Origin of the sequence: Pseudomonas sp. Z4-7, from assembly GCF_051131965.1 — a bacterium.
In the GTDB taxonomy this organism is placed as follows: Bacteria; Pseudomonadota; Gammaproteobacteria; order Pseudomonadales; family Pseudomonadaceae; genus Aquipseudomonas.
Map to the genome: position 1 here is coordinate 5,572,284 of NZ_CP071642.1, position 19,955 is coordinate 5,592,238.

Annotated in this window: 18 protein-coding genes; 10 read left to right on the plus strand and 8 right to left on the minus strand. The window is 62.3% G+C overall.

Annotation, left to right across the window (positions count from 1 at the left end):
- Positions 1 to 179 precede the first annotated feature (179 nt).
- The 6 genes from J3P91_RS25070 to bioB form a co-directional block, all read right to left on the minus strand.
- Positions 180 to 476 carry a pyrroloquinoline quinone biosynthesis protein PqqE gene (locus tag J3P91_RS25070; RefSeq protein WP_305498355.1) on the minus strand — a complete coding sequence of 99 codons (297 nt, stop codon included), beginning with the start codon at positions 474 to 476 and terminating at the stop codon, positions 180 to 182.
- A gap of 118 nt (positions 477 to 594) precedes the next feature.
- On the minus strand, positions 595 to 1,275 hold the full coding sequence (bioD, locus tag J3P91_RS25075; protein ID WP_434571368.1) for a dethiobiotin synthase: 681 nt from the start codon (positions 1,273 to 1,275) through the stop codon (positions 595 to 597).
- Positions 1,272 to 2,084 carry a malonyl-ACP O-methyltransferase BioC gene (bioC, locus tag J3P91_RS25080; protein ID WP_434602028.1) on the minus strand — a complete coding sequence of 271 codons (813 nt, stop codon included), beginning with the start codon at positions 2,082 to 2,084 and terminating at the stop codon, positions 1,272 to 1,274. Before bioC ends, bioD begins: the two co-directional genes overlap by 4 nt.
- Positions 2,077 to 2,808 carry an alpha/beta fold hydrolase gene (locus J3P91_RS25085; RefSeq protein ID WP_434602029.1) on the minus strand — a complete coding sequence of 244 codons (732 nt, stop codon included), beginning with the start codon at positions 2,806 to 2,808 and terminating at the stop codon, positions 2,077 to 2,079. The genes bioC and J3P91_RS25085 overlap by 8 nt, the downstream gene beginning before the upstream one ends.
- Positions 2,801 to 3,979, minus strand: coding sequence for an 8-amino-7-oxononanoate synthase (gene bioF / locus J3P91_RS25090; RefSeq protein ID WP_434602030.1), 1,179 nt, complete (start codon positions 3,977 to 3,979; stop codon positions 2,801 to 2,803). The genes J3P91_RS25085 and bioF overlap by 8 nt, the downstream gene beginning before the upstream one ends.
- Before the next feature lie 96 nt (positions 3,980 to 4,075).
- The gene (gene bioB / locus J3P91_RS25095; RefSeq protein ID WP_434602032.1) at positions 4,076 to 5,131 is read right to left on the minus strand and encodes a biotin synthase BioB; all 1,056 of its coding nucleotides are present in this window, start codon (positions 5,129 to 5,131) and stop codon (positions 4,076 to 4,078) included.
- A 90-nt stretch (positions 5,132 to 5,221) separates the two neighbouring features.
- Here bioB and J3P91_RS25100 point away from each other — a divergent pair, with 90 nt between their 5' ends.
- From J3P91_RS25100 to rarD, 5 genes are all read left to right on the plus strand, one after another.
- The gene (locus J3P91_RS25100) at positions 5,222 to 5,962 is read left to right on the plus strand and encodes a ComF family protein (protein ID WP_434602034.1); all 741 of its coding nucleotides are present in this window, start codon (positions 5,222 to 5,224) and stop codon (positions 5,960 to 5,962) included.
- Between the two features lie 55 nt (positions 5,963 to 6,017).
- Positions 6,018 to 6,782, plus strand: coding sequence for a TOBE domain-containing protein (locus tag J3P91_RS25105; protein WP_434602035.1), 765 nt, complete (start codon positions 6,018 to 6,020; stop codon positions 6,780 to 6,782).
- A 67-nt stretch (positions 6,783 to 6,849) separates the two neighbouring features.
- Positions 6,850 to 8,751, plus strand: coding sequence for a PhoX family protein (locus J3P91_RS25110; protein ID WP_434605221.1), 1,902 nt, complete (start codon positions 6,850 to 6,852; stop codon positions 8,749 to 8,751).
- Positions 8,752 to 8,920: 169 nt separating this feature from the next.
- The gene (locus tag J3P91_RS25115; RefSeq protein ID WP_434602036.1) at positions 8,921 to 9,895 is read left to right on the plus strand and encodes a serine/threonine protein kinase; all 975 of its coding nucleotides are present in this window, start codon (positions 8,921 to 8,923) and stop codon (positions 9,893 to 9,895) included.
- A 213-nt stretch (positions 9,896 to 10,108) separates the two neighbouring features.
- A complete protein-coding gene (rarD, locus tag J3P91_RS25120) occupies positions 10,109 to 10,996 on the plus strand; it encodes an EamA family transporter RarD (protein ID WP_434602037.1) in 888 nt (295 codons plus the stop codon).
- A 217-nt stretch (positions 10,997 to 11,213) separates the two neighbouring features.
- Here rarD and J3P91_RS25125 read toward each other — a convergent pair whose 3' ends face one another.
- Positions 11,214 to 11,732 (minus strand): glycine cleavage system protein R, encoded by a 519-nt coding sequence (locus tag J3P91_RS25125; RefSeq protein WP_434571355.1) that lies wholly within the window; start codon positions 11,730 to 11,732, stop codon positions 11,214 to 11,216.
- 524 nt (positions 11,733 to 12,256) lie between these two features.
- Here J3P91_RS25125 and J3P91_RS25130 point away from each other — a divergent pair.
- Positions 12,257 to 14,434 carry a malate synthase G gene (locus tag J3P91_RS25130; protein WP_434602038.1) on the plus strand — a complete coding sequence of 726 codons (2,178 nt, stop codon included), beginning with the start codon at positions 12,257 to 12,259 and terminating at the stop codon, positions 14,432 to 14,434.
- A 278-nt stretch (positions 14,435 to 14,712) separates the two neighbouring features.
- Here J3P91_RS25130 and J3P91_RS25135 read toward each other — a convergent pair whose 3' ends face one another.
- Positions 14,713 to 15,159 carry a response regulator gene (locus J3P91_RS25135; RefSeq protein WP_434571351.1) on the minus strand — a complete coding sequence of 149 codons (447 nt, stop codon included), beginning with the start codon at positions 15,157 to 15,159 and terminating at the stop codon, positions 14,713 to 14,715.
- Between the two features lie 253 nt (positions 15,160 to 15,412).
- Here J3P91_RS25135 and J3P91_RS25140 point away from each other — a divergent pair, with 253 nt between their 5' ends.
- The 4 genes from J3P91_RS25140 (at position 15,413) to J3P91_RS25155 (ending at position 19,762) form a co-directional block, all read left to right on the plus strand.
- Positions 15,413 to 17,353 (plus strand): putative nucleotidyltransferase substrate binding domain-containing protein, encoded by a 1,941-nt coding sequence (locus J3P91_RS25140; RefSeq protein ID WP_434571350.1) that lies wholly within the window; start codon positions 15,413 to 15,415, stop codon positions 17,351 to 17,353.
- Complete coding sequence (locus tag J3P91_RS25145) at positions 17,350 to 18,057, plus strand: 3'-5' exonuclease (protein WP_434602039.1); 708 nt, start codon at positions 17,350 to 17,352, stop codon at positions 18,055 to 18,057. Before J3P91_RS25140 ends, J3P91_RS25145 begins: the two co-directional genes overlap by 4 nt.
- Positions 18,058 to 18,266: 209 nt before the next feature.
- Positions 18,267 to 18,785: an RNA polymerase sigma factor gene (locus J3P91_RS25150; protein WP_434602040.1), complete on the plus strand. Its 519-nt coding sequence runs from the start codon at positions 18,267 to 18,269 to the stop codon at positions 18,783 to 18,785.
- Complete coding sequence (locus tag J3P91_RS25155; protein ID WP_434602041.1) at positions 18,782 to 19,762, plus strand: FecR domain-containing protein; 981 nt, start codon at positions 18,782 to 18,784, stop codon at positions 19,760 to 19,762. Before J3P91_RS25150 ends, J3P91_RS25155 begins: the two co-directional genes overlap by 4 nt.
- Positions 19,763 to 19,955: the final 193 nt, after the last annotated feature.

Consider the following 19,955-nt stretch of genomic DNA (forward strand, 5'->3'; position numbering starts at 1 on the left):
TTGTCAAGCGGCGATCTTTTGCCGTTCGTCATCGTCCTGCAGGAAATTTCGGCCGTGAAAAATCCATCGCCAAGCAGAGGCACGGCTCGCGCAGTGAAAGATTAGTTGAGGAAGAAAGAGTTAGAGACAAAAACGCCGCGAATGAATCGCGGCGTTTTCACTACATCTGAACGGCAGAGTCAGGCGAACGTATCGATCAACGTTCCGAGCATTTCGTCGGAAGCCTTGGCAACGTTCACCCCCAGTTGCACCTGGAACTTGCCTTGGGCCATTTCGACCATGTTGCTGGTCAGGTCCGATTGCTGACTGCGATCCACCGAACGCAGGCGATCCACCTGAACGTCGGAGGACTGGCTGGTGACCGAGCGCTCGATCGTGTTGTTGGCAATCTGGCTAGAGGCCTGATCAACGCGGTACTGCCCTGTCTGAATCGTGCTCAGACCGGCATAGAACGCGGTGTTTCCTGAGATTTCCATGGCAGGGAGGGTCTTCTTGAAGGGTCGACACGGGCATTGAACCAGATGCCTTGGGAAAAGGCTCGACAAAAACACTAATGGCACAGTGCCGCGTCATAGCCAAAACCTTGGTTCGAGGTCAGTCCAGCAGATCCAGTTGCAGATGTTCGGCCACCGCCTCGGCCGTCACGTCCTTGATTCGCGCGACTCTGCCCAGGCAGGGCGCCGGCAGGCGTTCGGCGAGGGTCGCGAGGTTTTCTTCCATGCGCGACGTTGCCGGATCGATGATGTTTGCTACCCAGCCGGCCAGTGGCAAGCCGTCCCGGGCGATAGCCTCGGCGGTCAGCAACGCGTGGCTGATGCAGCCCAGGCGTACCCCCACCACCAGGATCACCGGCAGGCCCAACGCTATCGCAAGGTCGGAAAGATTGTCTTGCCCGGCCAGCGGCACACGCCAGCCGCCCGCGCCTTCGATCAAGGTAAAATCCGCATCCAGAGCCAGCACCTCGCGCATCGGCCCGAGCAAGGATTGCACGGTCAATGCCACGCCAGCTTCCCGGGCGGCCAGGTGAGGTGCGATCGCCGGTTCGAATGCCACCGGATTGACCTGTGCATAAGTCAATGGCACCGAACATTCGGCCAACAGGGCCAAGGCATCGGCGTTGCGCAGGCCCTTGGGCGTCACTGCGCAACCAGAGGCTACGGGCTTGCCCGCGGCGGTGCTCATGCCGGCCCGCCTGGCCGCGTGCAGCAGCCCCGCCGCAACAGTGGTCTTGCCCACGTCCGTGTCGGTGCCGGTGATGAAATAAGCCTGGCTCATAGCGGTTTCTCCAGCACGGCGTAGACCACCTGGTAAGTGGCCGGCAGGCCCTGGGCCTGGCGATACTTTTCATAGGCCTGGACCAGCGCGAAAATTCTCGCCCTCCCCGTCAACCCACCGGGACGACCAGGATTCAGATTGTGCGCACCCAATGCTTTCAATTCGTGGGTCAGGGCACGTACATCGGGATAATGCAGAACATGCGGGCGATTCTCCAGGCTGACGACGCGCAACCCGCTGGCGTCGGCCAGCTGTCTATAGGTATCGAATGCGCGGAAACGGTTGACGTGTACCAGGCCATCCACTTCACGCCAGCTGTCGCGCAACTCGTATAACGTGCCGACACACAGGCTGGTGAAGGCAAACATCCCACCGGGTTTCAGAACACGATAGGACTCGCTCAATACCGAGGCAAAATCGCCACACCATTGCACCGCGAGGCTGGAATACACCAGGTCACAGCTGGCCGACTGCAACGGCAGCCGCTCGGCATCACCGGCGATGAAATGCGCGGCGCCGCCTTGAGGACGGGCGTGGTTGAGCATGCCTTCGGCGATATCCAGCGCAACACCCGCCCTCTCACCGAACCGCGCACCAAGGGCGCGGGTGAAATAACCGGTGCCACACCCCATGTCCAACCAGCGTCCCGGCATAAACGAGACGGGCAGCCGCGACAGTAATTGCTGTCCGACGTCGCGCTGCAGTTCAGCGACGCTGTCATAGCTGGCCGCCGCCCGGGAGAACGAGGCCGCGACCTGACGTTTGTCGGGCAAGGCGCCCGGCAACTTCACAACAGATAAATCAGTCATCACCGGACTCATGCAGGAAAGCCTGGATCGCCCCCGCCACGCCGTGGGGGTCCTCCAGTGGGAATCCGTGGCCGGCCTGTTCAATCAGACCGATTTCGACATCTGGCAGCATCGCCAGCAGTTCTCCCGCAGCCTCGGCAGGCACCAGCGCGTCGAGCCCGGCAAACAGATGCAATTGCGGGCCTCGAAAACCCTGCAAGGCAACCCCCGTGTCCAGTCGCGCCAGCAGCTCGAGCCCGGCCATCAATACCTCAGGCGAGGTGTTCGGCGCGCCGGCCAGCAGCAATCGCGACAACCCGCGCGGGTCGCCACAGCCTTGCGCACACAGCAAGCTGAAGCGTTTGAGGGTCTGGCGCGGATCGGCGGCGCATCCGGCGAGAAATCCATCGAAAGTGTCAGCGGGCATCGCGCTCGGCCAATGCTGGTGGGCCACAAAAGACACGTTGCTCGCCAGGGTCAGCAGGCCACAGCAACGCTCGCCCCGACGTGCCGCCAGTTCCGCGGCCAGCATCCCGCCCAGGGACCAGCCGCCCAGCCAGGCATCCTGGGGCAACGTGGCATCCAGTTCATCGAGCCATTCACCGAGGTCGCTCGACACCAGTGCAGGCAATGGCTCGATTTCCACTTGCAAGTGCTCATCGAGCCCTTGCAGGGCCGCCGCCAGCGGTTCGAGGGGCGAAACGCCCAAGCCCCAGCCGGGCAGCAATATCAGTCGATCACGCATGGCTTGGCTCCGCTCCCAGTTGCGCAAAACAATCGGCCAGTGCATTCAACAATAGTTGTACCTGGGCTTCGCTGTGGGCAGCGGTCAACGTCACACGCAGCCGAGCGCTGGCGGCGGGCACGGTGGGTGGGCGGATCGCGGTGACCATCAGCCCGCGCTCGCGCAGCATCTGCGACAGCCGCATCGCCCGTCCCGCGTCGCCGATCAGGATGGGCTGGATCGGCGTGAAGCTGTCCATCAATTGCAAGCCGATCTGCTCGGCACCGTGGCGGAACTGGCGGATCAGCAATTGCAGATGCTCACGCCGCCAATGCTCCCTGCGCAGCAACTCAAGGCTCTTGAGCGTGGCGCAGGCCAACGCCGGTGGCTGGCTGGTGGTGTAGATGTAGGGGCGCGCGAACTGGATCAGGCTCTCGATCAATTCTTCGCTGCCGGCAACAAATGCCCCGGCGGTGCCGAACGCCTTGCCCAGCGTCCCTACCAGGACCGGTACGTCTTCCTGGCTCAGGCCGAAATGCTCGACGACACCGCCGCCGGTGGCACCCAGCGTGCCGAAGCCATGGGCATCGTCGACCATGAGCCAGGCGCCCTTGGCCCGTGCTGCGCGGGCAAGAGCCGGCAGGTCGGCGATGTCGCCGTCCATGCTGAACACGCCGTCAGTGACCACCAGGGTATTGCCGATGGCTTTTTCCAGGCGGGTCGCCAGGCTTTGGGCATCGTTGTGCAAGTAACGGCTGAAACGAGCACCGGACAACAGCCCGGCGTCGAGCAACGACGCGTGGTTGAGCCGGTCCTGCAACACCGTGTCGCCCTGTCCGACCAGCGCCGTGATGGCACCAAGGTTGGCCATGTAGCCGGTAGTGAATAACAGTGCCCGGGGCCGGCCGGTCAAGTCGGCCAGCGCTTCTTCCACGGCGTGATGAGGGCCGCTGTGGCCGATCACCAGATGCGACGCACCGCCACCGACGCCCCAACGCGACGCGCCGGCACGCCAGGCCTCGATCACCTGCGGGTGATTGGCCAGGCCCAGGTAGTCGTTATTGCAGAACGCCAGCAAGGGCTGGCCATCCACCACCACTTGCGGGCCTTGGGGGCTTTCAAGCAGCGGACGCTGGCGATAGAGGTTTTCGGCACGACGGGCAGCCAGGCGTGCGGCAAGATCGAAGGGCATGCAGGCCTCAACTGTTTAAAGACTGGCCAAAGACCCCGGTGGGAGCGAGCCGGCTCCCACAGCGTCTTGCATTCCAGTCAGGGAATCGGTGAGCAATCAAACAGCTGCGTTATAGAACTGCTCGCTGCTCTTCTGCTCCACCAGCGCCTGCTCGATGGCCGCCTGATGCACTTCATCGGCATGCTCTTCGCGAGCTTCCGGCTGGATGCCCAAGCGCGCAAACAGTTGCATGTCCTTGTCGGCCTGCGGGTTGGCGGTGGTCAGCAATTTGTCGCCGTAGAAAATCGAATTGGCGCCAGCGAAAAACGCCAAGGCCTGCATCTGCTCGTTCATGGCTTCGCGGCCAGCAGACAAGCGCACATGGGATTTCGGCATGAGGATGCGCGCCACGGCGAGCATGCGGATGAAATCGAACGGGTCGACGTCCTCGGCATTTTCCAGCGGCGTGCCGGCGACTTTCACCAGCATGTTGATCGGCACCGACTCTGGATGCTCCGGCAGGTTGGCCAGCTGGATCAGCAGGTTGGCGCGGTCGTCCAGGGACTCGCCCATGCCCAGGATCCCGCCGGAACAGATCTTCATCCCCGAATCCCGTACATACGCCAGGGTTTGCAGGCGCTCGCTGTAGGTGCGGGTGGTGATGATGCTGCCGTAGAACTCCGGCGAGGTGTCGAGGTTGTGGTTGTAATAATCCAGGCCGGCCTGGGCCAGCGCTTCGGTCTGCTCCTGGTCGAGACGCCCCAGGGTCATGCAGGTCTCCAGGCCCATGGCCTTGACCCCCTTGACCATCTCCAGCACGTAGGGCATGTCCTTGGCCGACGGATGTTTCCACGCCGCGCCCATGCAGAAACGGGTCGAACCGATGGCCTTGGCGCGCGCGGCCTCTTCAAGGACCTTCTGCACTTCCAGCAATTTCTCTTTTTCCAGCCCGGTGTTGTAGTGGCCGGACTGCGGACAATATTTGCAATCTTCCGGGCAGGCGCCGGTCTTGATCGACAGCAGGGTCGAAACCTGGACGCGGTTGGCGTCGAAGTGCGCGCGGTGCACGGTCTGCGCCTGGAAGAGCAGGTCATTGAATGGCTGGACAAAGAGTGCTTTGACTTCGGCCAAAGACCAGTCATGACGCAGGTAGGCAGTGGTGCTGGCGCTCATGGGCATTTCCTTGATTATGCTTGGCTGGCGCTTGAGGGACGCAATACCCACAGGCGCGACACGGATGTTCGGCATATTTAAGGAAGAGCCATGCGCTGTCAACCACGATACAAAGGCCCGGTTTACATCTGGTTAAAAAACAAACAACTTTGTCTATTGTGCGGCGAGTCCACCGACACCTTGCAACCCATCTGCACCCCTTGCGAGAGCGAACTGCCCTGGCTCGGCGAGCATTGCGCCGTTTGCGCCCTGCCGCTGCCCATGGCCGGGCTCCGTTGCGGCCAATGCGCCGCGCGGCCTCCGGCTTTCGAGCGGGTCCTGGCCCCATGGGCCTACGACTTTCCGGTGGACAGCCTGATTACCCGCTTCAAGCACCAGGCAAAATGGCCCCTCGGTCGACTGCTTGGCGAGTTGCTGGCGCAATCGCTGCAGCATCATTTCGACGAAGGCCTGGAGCGGCCCGATGCGCTGGTGCCAGTGCCGCTGGCGTCACGCCGCTTGCGCCAGCGCGGCTTCAACCAGGCGACGCTGCTGGCCCGCTGGCTCAGCGCAGCGCTGCGGATCCCTTGCGAAGACGACCTACTGTTGCGCATCCAGGACACCCCGGCCCAACAGGTCCTGGACGCCCGGGCCCGGCGCCGGAACTTGCGCCAGGCCTTTGCCTTAGCGCCCCGCGCGGTGTTGAACAACCGTCACCTGGCGCTGGTCGATGATGTACTCACCACTGGCGCCACGGCCCAGGCACTGGCCCGGTTGCTGCTCGATGCCGGTGCCGCACGGGTCGATGTGTATTGCCTGGCGCGCACGCCGAAACCCGGTGATCCGGCTTGACGTGCAGTGGCCGAGGCGCCAACGTCCTGCATCCGTCCCGTACAGGGTTTGCACCATGTCATTGCCTACGCTGTTGAGCCAACATATCGTCCGCCGTCCACAACGCATCGCCCTGTTACAGCACATCGCCGAGCAGGGTTCCATCACGCGGGCCGCGAAAAGTGCCGGGCTGAGCTACAAGGCGGCCTGGGATGCGATCGATGAGTTGAACAACCTGGCGGACCGGCCATTGGTCGAGCGCAGCGTTGGCGGCAAGGGCGGCGGTGGCGCGAAACTGTCGGAAGAGGGCCTGCGCGTGCTGCGTCTTTACCAGCGTTTGCAGGCATTGCAGGCGCAGTTGCTTGAAGCGAGCGAGAACGCCGGTGACCTGGGCCTGCTCAGCCGCCTGATGTTGCGCACCAGCGCGCGCAACCAACTGCATGGCAAGGTCGTCGGCATCCAGGCCCAGGGCCACAACGACCGGATACACCTGGAACTGGCGCGCGGCTTGCTCATCGACGCGCAGATCACCCACGACAGCACACTGCGCCTGGAGCTGGGCCTCGGTACCGAAGTGGTGGCCCTGATCAAGGCCGGCTGGCTGACGTTGTATCCACTCGACCAGCCGGACGATTGCTCGGCCAACAGTCTGCAAGGCGTGATCGAGCACATCGCGGTCGCTGCGGATGGCCCCAATGAAGTGCGCATCGGCTTGCCCAACGGCCAGACGTTGTGTGCCCTTGCAGACCCGCTTGAGCTGGTTGAACGAAACCTCGACGCCGGCTCACCGGTGCAAGTGCGTTTTTCCCCTGCAAATGTGCTGCTCGGCACACCGTTGTAGCGCGCTGAAACATAAACTTCATCGACCCGCTTTAAGGTGACTGCCAAAACCAGCAGGGAGCCTGATGATGAGCCTATTAGAAGAAAACCAATCCACCGACCTGGAAAAGATCGTCGGCCTGAGCCGTCGCCGCTTCATCGGCGCAGGCGCTCTGTGCGGCGCGGCGATGTTCCTGGGCGGCAACCTGCTGAGCCGCAGCGTCATGGCCGCCGCCGTGAGCGAAGGCAACAAAAGGTTGTTGGGCTTTGACAGCATTGCCGCCGCCACGACCGACACCATTACCTTGCCGCCAGGCTACAAAGCCTCGGTGCTGATCAGTTGGGGCCAGCCACTGCAAAAAAATGCCCCGGCATTCGACCCCAGCGGCAATGGCACCGCCCGCGCGCAGGAGATGCAGTTCGGTGACAACAACGACGGCATGAGCCTGTTCCCGTTTCCCGGCGAGGACAATCGGGCGCTGATGGCGATCAACAACGAGTACACCAACTACCGCTACCTCTTCCCCCATGGCGGCCAGCCGCAGTCCGCCGAAGACGTGCACAAGGCCCAGGCCAGCGAGGGCGTATCGGTCATCGAGATCCAGCGGCGCCGTGGCCAGTGGCAATTCGTCCAGGATTCGCGCTACAACCGCAGGATCCATGGCAACACGCCGATTCGCCTGGGCGGCCCGGCTGCCGGTCACGACCTGATGAAAACCAGCGCCGACAAGAGCGGCAAAAAAGCGCTGGGGACGTTCCAGAACTGCGCCAACGGCATGACGCCGTGGGGCACCTACCTGACCTGTGAAGAAAACTTCACCGACTGCTTCGGCAGCAGCAACGCCGATCTGAAGTTCGATGAGGCGCAAAAGCGCTACGGCGCCACCGTCACCAGCCGCGAAATCAACTGGCATCTGTACGATCCGCGTTTCGACCTGGCGAAAAACCCCAACGAGCTCAATCGTCACGGCTGGGTGGTTGAAATCGACCCGTTCGATCCGAAGTCCACGCCGGTAAAACGCACCGCCCTGGGCCGCTTCAAACACGAAAACGCCGCGCTGGCGAAAACCCGTGACGGGCGCGCCGTTGTGTACATGGGCGACGACGAGCGTGGCGAGTTCATCTACAAGTTCGTCAGCCGCGATCGCATCGACCGCCGCAATCCCAAGGCCAACCGCGACCTGCTGGACCACGGCACGTTGTATGTGGCGCGCTTCGACGCCGGCGACGGCAACCCGGACCATCCGAAAGGCAAGGGCCAGTGGATCGAACTGACCCATGGCAAGAATGGCCTCGACGCCGGCAAGGGCTTCAACGACCAGGCTGAAGTGTTGATTCATGCACGCCTGGCCGCCACTGCCGTTGGCGCCACCCGCATGGACCGCCCGGAGTGGATCGTGGTGAGCCCGAAGGATGGCCAGGTCTATTGCACGCTGACCAACAACTCCAAGCGCGGCGAAGAAGGCCAACCGGTGGACGGGCCCAACCCTCGGGCCAAAAACGTCTACGGGCAGATTTTGCGCTGGCGCACCGACCGCGACGATCACGCCTCCAAGACCTTCGAGTGGGATCTGTTCGTGGTCGCCGGTAACCCGACGGTGCATGCCGGCACGCCCAAGGCCGGATCGTCCAACGTCAATGCCCAGAACATGTTCAACAGCCCCGACGGCCTGGGCTTCGACAAAGCCGGCCGGCTGTGGATCCAGACTGATGGCGACTCAAGCAACGCCGGGGATTTCGCCGGCATGGGCAACAACCAGATGCTCTGCGCCGACCCCAACAGCGGTGAGATCCGCCGCTTCATGGTCGGACCGGTGGGTTGTGAGGTCACCGGGATCAGCTTCGCGCCGGACTACAAGACCTTGTTCGTGGGCATCCAGCACCCTGGGGAAAACGGCGGTTCGACGTTCCCCGAGCACCTGCCCAATGGCAAGCCACGGTCGTCAGTGATGGTGATTACGCGCGAGGATGGCGGGATCATCGGCGGCTGATCGGGCCTCATCGCGAGCAGGCTCGCTCCCACAGTGGATCTACGGTTGCCGTCGATCTCTGTGGGAGTGAGCCTGCTCGCGATCGCTTCAGCGCAGCCCCCTATCTGCCTCTGTCTGCGCTACCATGCCGGGTCGGACGCGGCAGCCCTGCCGCTGCGCAGGAGTCAGCATGTCCCATCCGTTTGAAACCCTTACGCCCGACCTGGTGCTCGATGCCGTTGAAAGCATCGGCTTTCTCAGCGACGCCCGCGTGCTGGCGCTCAACAGCTACGAAAACCGTGTCTATCAGGTCGGCATCGAAGACGCCGAGCCGCTGATCGCCAAGTTCTATCGCCCCCAGCGCTGGACCAACGAAGCGATCCTGGAAGAACACCGCTTTACCTTCGAGCTGGCCGACTGCGAAGTGCCGGTGGTGGCGCCGCTGATCCATAACGGTGCCAGCCTGCATGAGCACGCCGGGTTTCGTTTCACCCTGTTCCCCCGTCGCGGCGGGCGGGCGCCGGAGCCAGGCAATCTCGACCAGCTCTATCGTCTGGGCCAGTTGCTCGGAAGGCTTCACGCGATCGGCGCGACCCGGCCATTCGAGCATCGCGAAGCACTGGGCGTGAGGAACTTCGGCCATGACTCGCTGGAGACCGTGCTGCAAAGCGGCTTTGTCCCCCGCAGCCTGCTGCCGGCCTACGAATCAGTGGCCAGGGATCTGCTCAAGCGTGTCGAAGATGCCTACGCCGCCACGCCCCACCAGAACATCCGCATGCACGGCGATTGCCATCCCGGCAACATGATGTGCCGCGACGAGGTGTTCCATATCGTCGACCTCGACGATTGCCGCATGGGCCCGGCCGTGCAGGATCTGTGGATGATGCTCGCCGGGGATCGGCAGGAATGCCTAGGGCAGCTATCGGAATTGATGGACGGCTACCGGGAATTCCATGATTTCGACCCGCGCGAATTGGCCCTGATCGAACCGCTGCGCGCCCTGCGCCTGATGCACTACAGCGCCTGGCTGGCGCGCCGCTGGGATGACCCAGCGTTTCCGCGAAGCTTCCCCTGGTTCGGCAGCGAACGTTACTGGGGCGACCAGGTGTTGGCGTTGCGCGAGCAACTGGCGGCGCTTCAGGAAGAGCCGTTGAAGCTTTTTTGATGCCAGATCCAAATGGCTCCCGCAAATCCCTGTGGGAGCGAGCTTGCTCGCGATAGCGTTTAGATATGCAACATATCTGTCGACTGACACACCGCCATCGCGAGCAAGCTCGCTCCCACAGGGGTTGCGTGCAACATTCATAAAGGCACCAGCACAATAAGACAAATCTACTTACAATCACTTTTTTGTTAGCTGCCTAAGCAAGGATTCTGCATGCAAGCCGCCAACCCGCGTCGCGGGTATATCCTGGGCCTGAGCGCCTATATCATCTGGGGCCTGTTCCCCATCTATTTCAAAGCCATCGCCAACGTTCCATCGGTGGAAATCATCATCCACCGGGTGCTCTGGTCGGCGCTGTTCGGCGCGGCCCTGCTGATGGTCTGGAAACATCCGGGCTGGTGGCGCGAGCTGCGGGACAATCCGCGGCGCCTGGCGATCCTGGCCCTGAGCGGCACGCTGATCGCCGCCAACTGGCTGACCTACGTCTGGGCGGTGAATAACGGTCGCATGCTCGAAGCCAGCCTGGGCTATTACATCAATCCGCTGGTCAACGTGTTGCTGGGCATGTTGATCCTCGGCGAGCGGCTGCGCCGCATGCAATGGGTCGCGGTGGCGTTGGCAGCCATTGGCGTGGCGCAACAGGTCTGGCAGGTGGGCAGTCTGCCGTGGGTGTCGCTGATGCTGGCGCTGACGTTTGGCTTCTACGGGTTGATCCGCAAGCAGGCGCCGGTCAAGGCCTTGCCAGGGCTGGTGGTGGAAACCTGGATGCTGGTACCGATTGCTATCGCATGGCTGCTGTTCAACCCGGCCGCCACCAGCGCCCAGGCGGCTTTCTGGACGACTTCCGAAGCCTGGTGGCTGGTGGCGGCCGGTCCCGTGACGCTGGTACCTCTGGTCTGCTTCAACGCGGCGGCGCGGCACCTGCCCTACACCACGCTGGGTTTCTTGCAGTACATCGCGCCGACGCTCGTCCTGCTGCTCGCGGTGCTTCTGTTTGACGAACATTTGTCGTCCAGCACGCTGGTGGCGTTCCTGTTCATCTGGGCCGGTCTGGCGGTGTACAGCATCGACGCGGTGGTCAGCATGCGCCGGCGCACCTGATCAAAAAACCAACACATCTCTACAGGCCACGTCCGGCGTGGCCTGCGCTTATCCTTCCCAAGGTTATCCACAACGTGATCCCCGGCGTTTGTGCACAAGCCTTTGAAAACTGGCGATTTTTTGATCATCGCTGGCTGAGGCCCGGCAGGCTTGGGCTGGCGCCGGGTCTCTACAGGTTATCCACAGGCAGGCGCAGCTTTTCCTTGGATAACGTGCGTCAGCTTTCGTCGCTGAGTTTCAGCTCGACCATCAATTCATCGGCCAGGGTTTCCAGGCGCTCCTGCAGGGTGTCCAGTGACAAAGTCAGGGGCACTCCGAGAATCGCCTCGGCATGAAATAACAATTCGCTGCTCATCGGCGCGGGTCGAACATGGGTAACCAGCCGCTCGACGTTCACCCCCTGCTCGCTCAACAGGCGCGTGATGTCGCGCACGATGCCGGGACGGTCATTGCCCACCAGTTCCATGGCGATGGGTTTCCAGGTGCAGGATTCTTCGATCGCATTCTCGGCAATCAGCACACGAATGCCATGGGCCGCCAGCCCATGCAAAGCCTCGATCAGTTCTTCATGAGATTCAGCCGGGGCGCTGAGGCGCAGGATCCCGGCGAATTGCCCGGCGAGGTGGGACATACGGCTTTCCAGCCAGTTGCCGCCGTGCTCGGCAATACACTCAGCGATGCGCTCGACCTGCCCGGGTTTGTCCGGGGCGAAAACGGTGATGACGAGATGGTCCATGGCGCAGCCCTTCTGTTGATGGAACGGACAGTATAGGCAAGGCGAGAAATCCACACGGTCGCGCTTTTGGGTTGAGGAGCTTGCTCGCCTTGGACTGCGTAATGATCGTAAATCGCTGGATCAGTGCTGCGCACTGAAGCGGGAGCAAGCTCCCTCGCCACGGGGAAATGTGTACGAATCTTAGATTTATCTGGAACAATCCAACGGTTTTTTGAGAACATCTGGTTCCGCGCCGTGACTGTAGTGCTTTAGTCGGTCGCGGAACGACGCAATTAGTCTGATTTTCACAACCGTAACTGATCATGTAGTATGCCGCAGCGGGCACTACATAACCGCAATGCCTAATGTTGCACCGATGTCTGCCCAGGCCAGTCGCATCCCTGAAAGCCCCGTCAGCAAGGCTTAACCCAGCCGCCAGCAATGGCATGTACTGGTCCAGGGGTTTGTGGTTTAAATGTCCCGAGGCTTCATTGTCCAAATCGAAGAGCTGAAAAGCGCAATAGCTGAGCAGAGTGAGGCAAGCAATGACTGAACACGTTCAAGTCGGTGGCCTGCAGGTCGCCAAAGTCCTGTTCGACTTCGTGAATAACGAAGCCATTCCCGGAACCGGCCTCACCGCCGACGCATTCTGGGCCGGCGCCGACAAGGTCATCCACGACCTGGCGCCGAAGAACAAAGCCCTACTCGCCAAACGCGACGATTTCCAGGCGCAGATCGATGCCTGGCACCAGGCTCGTGCCGGCCAGGCCCACGACGCCGTGGCTTACAAAGCCTTCCTGCAAGACATTGGTTACCTGCTGCCAGAAGCGGCGGATTTCCAGGCCACGACCCAGAATGTCGATGACGAAATTGCCCGCATGGCCGGCCCGCAGTTGGTGGTGCCGGTGATGAACGCCCGTTTCGCCCTCAACGCCTCGAATGCCCGCTGGGGTTCGCTGTACGACGCGCTGTACGGCACCGATGCGATCAGCGAAGCCGATGGCGCGGAGAAAGGCAAAGGCTACAACAAGGTCCGCGGCGACAAGGTCATCGCCTTCGCCCGGGCCTTTCTCGACGAAGCAGCCCCGTTGGCGGCCGGCTCCCACGTCGATTCCATTGCCTACAAGATCGTCGACGGCAAGCTCGTCGTGACGCTCAAGGGCGGCAGCAACAGCGGCCTGCGCGACGATGCCCAACTGATCGGTTTCCAAGGCGATACGTCGGCGCCGAGTGCAGTGCTGCTCAAGCACAACGGCCTGCACTTCGAAATCCAGATCGACGCCAGCACTCCGGTCGGGCAGACAGACGCCGCCGGCGTCAAAGACATTCTGATGGAAGCCGCGCTGACCACCATCATGGATTGCGAAGACTCGGTCGCCGCCGTCGATGCCGATGACAAGGTGGTGATCTACCGTAACTGGCTCGGCCTGATGAAAGGCGATCTGTCGGAAGAAGTCGCCAAGGGCGGCCAGACGTTTACCCGGACCATGAACCCTGACCGCGTCTACACCGCCGCGGACGGGTCGAGCGTGACACTGCACGGCCGTTCGCTTTTGTTCGTGCGCAACGTCGGTCACCTGATGACCATTGACGCGATCCTGGACAAGGACGGCAATGAAGTGCCGGAAGGCATCCTCGACGGGCTGATCACCAGCCTGGCGGCGATCCACAGCCTCAACGGCAACACCTCGCGCCGCAACAGCCGCACCGGCTCGGTGTACATCGTCAAGCCGAAGATGCACGGTCCGGAAGAGGCGGCGTTCACCAACGAGTTGTTCGGCCGCGTCGAAGACGTGCTGAACCTGCCGCGCAACACCCTCAAGGTCGGGATCATGGACGAGGAGCGCCGTACCACGGTCAACCTCAAGGCGTGTATCAAGGCGGCCAGCGAGCGCGTGGTGTTCATCAACACCGGCTTCCTTGACCGCACCGGCGACGAAATCCACACCTCCATGGAAGCCGGCCCGATGGTGCGCAAGGCCGACATGAAGGCCGAGAAGTGGATCGCCGCCTATGAAAACTGGAACGTCGACATCGGTTTGAGCACCGGTCTGCAAGGTCGTGCGCAAATCGGCAAGGGCATGTGGGCCATGCCTGACCTGATGGCAGCCATGCTGGAGCAGAAAATCGCTCACCCAATGGCCGGCGCCAACACCGCGTGGGTACCATCGCCGACCGCTGCCGCCCTGCACGCGTTGCATTATCACAAGGTCGACGTGTTCGCCCGCCAAGCCGAGCTGGCCAAGCGCGCTCGCGCTTCGGTGGACGACATCCTGACCATCCCGCTGGCCGTCAACCCGAGCTGGACGCCGGAGCAGATCAAGAACGAACTGGACAACAACGCCCAGGGCATTCTTGGCTACGTGGTGCGCTGGATCGACCAGGGCGTGGGCTGCTCCAAGGTGCCGGACATCAATGACATCGGCCTGATGGAAGACCGTGCGACGCTGCGGATTTCCAGCCAGCACATCGCCAACTGGCTGCGCCACGGCATCGTCACGCAGGAGCAGGTGATGGAAAGCCTCAAGCGCATGGCGCCGGTGGTCGACCGCCAGAACGCCAGCGACCCGCTGTATCGCCCGCTGGCGCCAGACTTCGACAGCAACATCGCCTTCCAGGCGGCGGTCGAACTGGTGATCGAAGGGACCAGGCAACCAAATGGCTATACCGAGCCGGTGCTGCACCGTAGTCGTCGCGAGTTCAAGGCAGCCAATGGGTTGTGATTGAGCGGTAACACGCGGCAAATAAAAAAGCCCTGATCGAAAGATCAGGGCTTTTTCATGCGGGCTGTTCAGTCCCGAAAGTTTGCAACAGTTTCAGGCCTGGACAGGCTTCTGTGGCGAGGGAGCTTGCTCCCGCTGGGCTGCAAAGCAGCCCCTCTTTTCAGATTTCGAACTTCATCGGCAAACTTGCGACTGCTGCGCAGTCGAGCGGGAGCAAGCTCCCTCGCCACAAAAGCTCTCAATCACTAAAGCAATCGGGTCAATTGAACAGACGGTGGCTAGAGATCCATCCCCAACTCATGCTTGACCAGCCCCAGCAGCTTGTCGGTGTCGATCGGCTTTAACAGGAAATCCACCACACTCAGATGCATCGCCTCGATGGCGTCCTTCACGTCGGCATCGCCCGACACAATGATGATCGGCAGCGCCGCCCGCTCCGACTCGCGTACCAGGCGCACCAGTTCCAGGCCATCGACATTGCCCATGCGCAGGTCCGTGATCAGCAGGCCGATGGCGGGCTTGGTTTCCAGCATCCTGAGTGCGGTTTCGCCACTGGCGGCGGTCATGCAGCGTATGCCATCCAATGCCAGGATTTCCGACAGCAGCTCACGGGCGTCCTTGTCGTCATCGACAATCAGGACTCGCTGCGGCGGCAGGTCGGGTTCCAGCATGACGGCACTCAGCGCCTCGCGCTCGGCGTCACTCAAAATATCGTGGTCGGACATGATGCTCTCTACGTTCTCGAATCGATCCCCTGGCACAGTGGTCAGACATCGTTCTGCGGCGCTTCAATGTGCACTTCGTCGGATTTTTTTCCAAGTACATTCCTTGAAGAATTTTTCGACGCAAGGCGTGGGAGTTTTCCTTGGTTTCGCTCCCATTGCCGCGACCTAGACTTACGTCCAATGGGCACCCCGCGCTCAGGGGCCGACCATGGGGGAACAGATCCGACCACAACAATTCGAAAAAGACTGCGTAATGGTTATGAAAAAAGCGGACGCCTTCATCCAGGCAGGGAAAACCGCGGTGTTGCAGAACATCCAGGGTACGTTGCAGTTTCTTCAGCGTTTCCCCCCGTTCAACCAGATGGAAAACGCCCACCTGGCCTACCTGGTCGAACAATGCCTGCTGCGTTTTTATGCCCCGGGCGAAACCATTATCAAGCCGGCCGACGGTCCGGTTGAGCACTTCTACATCGTCAAGCAAGGCCGGGTAGTGGGCGAGCGACCGCACTCGGCGAAGGGCGGCACCGAGACCACCTTCGAGATCACCACCGGCGAGTGCTTCCCCCTCGCGGCCCTGTTGGGTGAGCGAGCGACCCGCACCGAGCACCGGGCCGGCGAGGACACTTTCTGCCTGCAGTTGAACAAACTGGCCTTCATCAAGCTGTTCGCCCTGTCCGGCCCGTTTCGCGATTTCGCCTTGCGCGGCGTCAGCAGCCTGCTCGATCAGGTCAACCAGCAAGTACAGCAGAAATCCGCGCAGACCCTGGGCACGCAATATTCCCTCAATACCCGCCTGGGCGAGCTGGCAATGCGTCACCCGGTCAGTTGCAGCCCCGAAACGCCGTTGCGCGAAGCCGTCAAGCTGATGCATGAGCAGCAAGTCGGCAGCATCGTGGTGGTGAACGAACACAAGGCGCCGGTCGGGATTTTCACCCTGCGCGATCTGCGTCAGGTCGTGGCCGACGGTACCGGGGATTTTTCCGGGGCGATCGCCATGCACATGACCCAGGCACCGTTTTTCCTGTCGCCTGACCACAGCGCCTTCGATGCGGCCATCGCCATGACCGAGCGCCACATTGCCCACGTCTGCCTGGTCAAGGACCAGCGCTTGTGCGGCGTGGTCTCGGAGCGGGACCTGTTTTCCCTGCAGCGCGTCGACCTGGTGCACCTGGCCCGGACGATCCGCAACGCCCCCAGGATCGAGAACCTGGTGACCTTGCGCGGCGAAATCGGTCAACTGGTGGAGCGCATGCTGGCCCATGGCGCGTCGTCGACCCAGATCACCCACATCATCACCCTGCTCAACGACCACACCGTATGCCGGGTCATCGAGCTGACCCTGGCCGAGAAGGGCGACCCGGGCGTTGCGTTCAGCTGGCTGTGCTTTGGCAGCGAAGGCCGCCGCGAACAGACCCTGCACACCGACCAGGACAACGGCATCCTGTTCGAAGCCCGGGACGCTGCCCATGCGGCGCAGATCCGTGGCCTGCTGCTGCCCATCGCCCAGCAGATCAACCAGAGCCTGGCCTTGTGCGGCTTCACGTTGTGCAAGGGCAACATCATGGCCGGCAACCCCGAGTTGTGCCTGTCCCGCGCCGAATGGGCACGCCGCTTCGCGGCCTTTGTCCGTGAGGCCACCCCGGAGAACCTGCTGGGTTCGAGCATCTATTTCGATTTGCGGGTGGTGTGGGGCGACGAGCAAGGCTGCGAGCAGTTGCGCCGGCAGATCCTCGATCAGGTGGCCGACAATCGCCTGTTCCAACGCATGCTGGCCGAGAACGCGCTTCGCCATCGCCCGCCCGTTGGCCGCTTCAGGGATTTTGTGTTGAGCCGCAAAAACGGCGAGAAGGCGACGCTCGACCTCAAAGTACAAGGCCTGACCCCCTTCGTCGACGGCGCCCGCCTGCTGGCGCTGGCCAACGGCATCGAGGCCAACAATACTCTGGAGCGCTTGCGGCAACTGGTCGTCAAGGAGGTGATCGAGCCGCTGGACGGCGCGGCTTATGAAGAGGCCTATCACTTTATCCAGCAGACGCGCATGCAACAGCATCAGTTGCAAACGCGGGAGAACCAGCCCTACTCCAACCGCGTCGACCCGGACAGCCTCAACCACTTGGACCGGCGCATCCTGCGTGAGTCCCTGCGCCAGGCCCAACGCCTGCAGAGCAGCCTGACCGTGAGGTACCAACTGTGAGTCTGTTTTCCTGGTTGCGCCCGGTCCAGCCGATGCTCTCGGACGCATTGCAGCAGCGCCTGAACGATCTGCCCGCCGCCGCGCCATTGACGGAGCGCAGCCTGCGGGAACAACGGTGGGTGGTGGTCGACCTGGAAACCACCGGCCTCAACCTGAACAAGGATCAGGTGCTGTCCATCGGTGCGGTCGTCATTGAAGACGGCGCCATCGACTTCAGCCAGCAGTTCGAGCGAACCTTGCAATGCGACCAGCAGAAGCTTGGGCCAAGCGTACTGATCCATGGCCTGGCACCCAGTGCCATCGCCGCCGGCAGCGACCCGGCCGAAGCGCTGGTGGCATTCATGGAGTTCGTCGGCGACAGCCCATTGCTGGCGTTCCATGCGCCGTTCGATTCGCACATGCTCGGACGCGCCATGAAAGATTATCTGGGCTGCCGGCTGCTGCATCCGTTCCTGGACGTGGCCGACCTGGCCCCGATGCTTTGCCCGCAAGCCAATCTGCGCAAGTCAGGCCTGGACGAGTGGATTGACTGGTTCAAGCTGCAAGTCTTCGAGCGCCACAACGCCAGCGCCGACGCCCTCGCCACCGCGGAACTGGCGCTGATCCTGTTCAGCCGCGCCCGCCAGCAGGACATCCACAGCGCGCTCGACCTGCAACAGCGCCTGGGGCAATGGAAACGGAGGCAGCAGGCGCCTTCGCTTTAATTGAAACAGCAAGGCTTTTGTGGGAGCGAGCCTGCTCGCGAAGGCAGTTTGTCAGCCGGCATCAATGTATTGGATGGACCGCTTTCGCGAGCAGGCTCGCTCCCACAGGAGTGCACAGTTTTATCCCGACCAGCGCCAATTGCTTTCCCGCCCCCGCCTCTGCCACAATCGCGAACAATTCTCGTTACTTAATGCGTCGGTGATGCTCCGTGTCGTCAGTTCCTACTCCTAACGGTGATCTGGTTGGTGCGTTGTACCGCGACCATCGCGGCTGGCTATTGGCATGGCTACAGCGCAACGTGGCGTGCCCACAGCGGGCGGAAGACTTGAGCCAGGACACTTTCGTGCGGCTGCTGGGGCGTGACGGGTTGCAGCCACCGCGCGAGCCCCGGGCGTTTCTGCTGGCGATCGCCAAAGGCCTGCTGTTTGATTATTTCCGCAGGGCCGCGCTGGAGCAGGCTTACCTGACCGAACTGATGCTGATTCCCGAGGCTGAGCAACCTTCGGTAGAGGAGCAGCAGATGATCCTCGAAGACCTCAGGAACATCGACCGTCTGCTTGGCAAACTGTCGAGCAAGGCGCGTGCGGCCTTCCTCTATAACCGCCTCGACGGCCTCGGCCATGCTGAAATTGCCGAGCGCCTGGGGGTTTCGGTGCCGCGGGTGCGCCAATACCTGGCCCAAGGCGTGCGGCAGTGCTACATCGCCCTTTACGGTGAGCCGACATGACCCTGGCCTCTTCCAAGCCAGTCTCGGCGCGGGTGTTGGACGCGGCCATCGCCTGGCAATTGTCCCTGGACTCAGGCAATGGCAGCCCTCAGGAGCGTGAAGCCTTCGCTCAATGGCACGCCGCCGATGAGGAGCATGCACGCGCCTGGCAACAGCTGGGCATGCTCGACCAGCGTTTCAGCGCCGCCAGCGGCCCGGCGCGTGCGGCGCTGCTGCAATCGCGGGTCAGCATCCGGCGGCGGGTACGCAAGATCGGCAGCGGCCTGGCCAGTGTCGTCGCGGTCATCGGCCTGGCGCTGTTCGCTGGCGAGCGTTACCTGCCGCTGGATTATTGGCTGGCCGACCAGCGCACCGCCACCGGTGAACAGCGCACGTTGCGCCTGGCCGACGGCACGCTGATCAACCTCAACACTCACAGCGCGCTGGATGTGCGTTTCGACGACAAGCAGCGGCGCGTCATCCTGCAGGAAGGCGAGATCCTGGTGGAAACCGGCCACAACGATCCGCGCCCGTTCATCGTCGAGACTCGCGAGGGCAGCATGCGCGCCTTGGGCACGCGCTTTCTGGTCAGGCTCGAAGACGAAGGTACACGCCTGAGTGTGTTGAAATCCGCAGTGGCCGCGCATCCGCAAGCGACCGCTGAGGAGCAGATTCTTCGCGAAGGCCAGCAGGTGCTGATGCGCCGCGACGGCCTCGGTCCAACCTTGGCCCTGAGCCCCGGCGCCGATGCCTGGACTCGCGGCATGCTGGTGGTGGACAACGCGCGACTCGAAGACCTGGTCCGTGAGTTGGCGCGCTATCGGCGCGGCTACCTCGGCGTCGAGCCCAAGGTGGCGGACCTGCGCATTACCGGCAGTTTCCCGCTGCATGACACCAACCTGGCGTTGACCGCTTTGCTGCCGACCTTGCCGGTGCAGGTCGAGCATCACACGCGTTGGTGGGTGGTGGTGGCGCCGCGGGTCGAGGCCAAGCGCTAGAGAATGTTGCGTCTCTGAGGAGGCCTTCGCGAGCAGGCTCGCTCCCACCAGGCAATGCGAACCCCTGTGGGAGCGAGCCTGCTCGCGAAGAGGCCAGTTGCATCACCATCAAACCGCTCGCAATCTGAATCTAAATTATTTTCATCCACCCCTATCACTTTTCGGTTTTCATCCGGCACACAGGCAATTGAGA